At 65.0% G+C, this 1,755-nt stretch carries 4 protein-coding genes; all 4 read right to left on the bottom strand.

The genetic code is table 11. From position 1 onward, the window contains the following. Positions 1-59: 59 nt before the first annotated feature. A complete protein-coding gene (locus tag CJP72_RS25120) occupies positions 60-518 on the bottom strand; it encodes a hypothetical protein (RefSeq protein ID WP_202882593.1) in 459 nt (152 codons plus the stop codon). Positions 519-573: 55 nt separating this feature from the next. Then, positions 574-822, bottom strand: coding sequence for a hypothetical protein (locus CJP72_RS25115; RefSeq protein ID WP_162383915.1), 249 nt, complete (start codon positions 820-822; stop codon positions 574-576). Beyond that, positions 819-1,163 (bottom strand): phage holin family protein, encoded by a 345-nt coding sequence (locus tag CJP72_RS25110; RefSeq protein ID WP_162383914.1) that lies wholly within the window; start codon positions 1,161-1,163, stop codon positions 819-821. The genes CJP72_RS25115 and CJP72_RS25110 overlap by 4 nt, the downstream gene beginning before the upstream one ends. A gap of 5 nt (positions 1,164-1,168) precedes the next feature. After that, a partial coding sequence (locus CJP72_RS25105; protein WP_238340176.1) for a hypothetical protein occupies positions 1,169-1,755 on the bottom strand: 587 nt, incomplete at its 5' end.

Here is a 1,755-nt window from a genome sequence, read left to right as displayed (position 1 = left end):
GCGGTGCGCATGATATTGTTCGATCGCATAGCGTTACATGGCCATGCGACCAGCCGGCATCAGTTCGCCGGCTTGTTGGCCGCCGCCTTGGCCGCCGCCGAACCGGCATTGCTCGCCGCCTTGACCACGTCATCAAACAGCGAACGGGCACGATCCTTCGCCGCATCCTTGGTCAGACCCGCCTGCTCCAATTCGCGCAGACCCGTCTCGCGCGCGGCGTGCGTGGCCTGACGGACGGTCTCGCCAAGCTTCTTACCCAGCGGGGCAAGCACTTCCTTCTCTCGCGCGCTGCGAGGGATCAGCGCCCCGGCCAGCACGCCGACCGCGAGACCGCCGACGAGGATGCCGAGCGGGTTGGCTTCGATCGTTTGCGCGGTCTTATGCGCGACTTCAGCCGCCTTGTCCTTCGCGTCATGATAGGCGTGCGAGGCGGTTTCGCGACCTTGCGCCAGGGTTTCGCGAATGCGACCATTCTGCTGATCGCTGTCGAGTGTGGTATGGGTGGTTTCGGTGGTCATTGCGATCATCCTCCTGGGCTTTTGCCGACCTTGATGTGCCGGTCGGCTGGCCAAATCACTTGCGCTTGAAGAGACGGGCGATCCGCCGACGGTTGAGCAACAACCCGAAAACCGCCACTCCGCCGGCCACGGCCGCCGGATTGTTCTTGGCGCTGTCCAATCCCGATTTCGCGGCCGAGAGACTGACTTCCTTCGCCTGGGCAGCCAGCGCATGCGGTTCGAGGCGTGCCTGGATGCGGCCGGCGGTTCGGTTCAGGCGTTCCCGCGCTTCAGCCGCGCGAATTTCGGCTTCCGAGACGGTCATGCCTGTCCTCCCGAAAGACGCGACTTGCCAACCATGCCCAAGACGCCGGCGATCAGCAGCACGGCACCGACCACGATCAACGTCGCGCCCAAGGGCCCGACCAACGGCGTCAACGCCATGATGAGCCCGACGAGCAACGCGATGAGGGCCGCCAAGGCCAGAACACCAGCGATCGCGAAGAACGTTGCCGCGCTGCGATAACGGGAAACCCTGTCGGTCGCCCGCGCCTTGGCCAGATCGATTTCAGCCGCGATGAACGAACGACCGTCGTCAACGAGCTGAGAGACCAGCGACGTCAGCGTCTCAGGCTCCGTCGCGGGGCCCGAAAGGGGGGCGGCCACGCGCGTCACGCTCCGGCATCGTCCGATACGCGGGTCTCGAGACCCGACTGGACGACGCGCGCCACCACGAAGCCAAGAGCGGCCGCGATGCCGACAGCCACCGCCGGGCTCTTCGCGACGAATGCACGGGCGTCGTCCAGCAGCTCCTCGACATCCTTGTCCTTGATCGAGCCGGAGAAGGAGGTCACCGCCTCTGCCGCCGACCGGGCATATTGACCATATTGCTGGCCCAGCTTCTCATCGACCTGGCCCGCCGCGTCGTTGAGTAACTGCGCCACCTGATCCAGCGCCGATCCGGCCTTCGCCTTGCCGTCACCGGCCAGCGCATAGACCTTGTCGACCGCCTGCTGCTGAAATTTGCCGGCGCCATCCTTCACCGTCTGCTTGGCATCGGCAAGGCCAGAGGCTTTGGTTTCGCTCGAGCCGGTTTCGGCCGTGCTGTTCCCCAGACCCGACGAGGCGGTCGGAGCCGCGACTTCAGGTGCGAGGCTGGTCTGGCCGCCCAAATTCGGGGTGGTGTCGTTTTGCGACGGAAACGTGCTGTCGATATCAGCCATGGGAAAATCCCTTTCGTTCTTGGCCCGGCATACCG

The sequence above is a fragment of the Citrobacter sp. NCU1 genome (assembly GCF_010231475.1).
Lineage (GTDB): Bacteria > Pseudomonadota > Gammaproteobacteria > Enterobacterales > Enterobacteriaceae > Citrobacter_D.
Note: the sequence above shows the minus strand (reverse complement) of the source record. Positions and strands in the feature narration are given on the sequence as shown.

Bases quoted from the DNA above. Each gene is read 5' to 3' on its own strand.
- CJP72_RS25120 (WP_202882593.1), bottom strand. From the start codon at position 518: ATGACCACCGAAACCACCCATACCACACTCGACAGCGATCAGCAGAAT.
- CJP72_RS25115 (WP_162383915.1), bottom strand. From the start codon at position 822: ATGACCGTCTCGGAAGCCGAAATTCGCGCGGCTGAAGCGCGGGAACGC.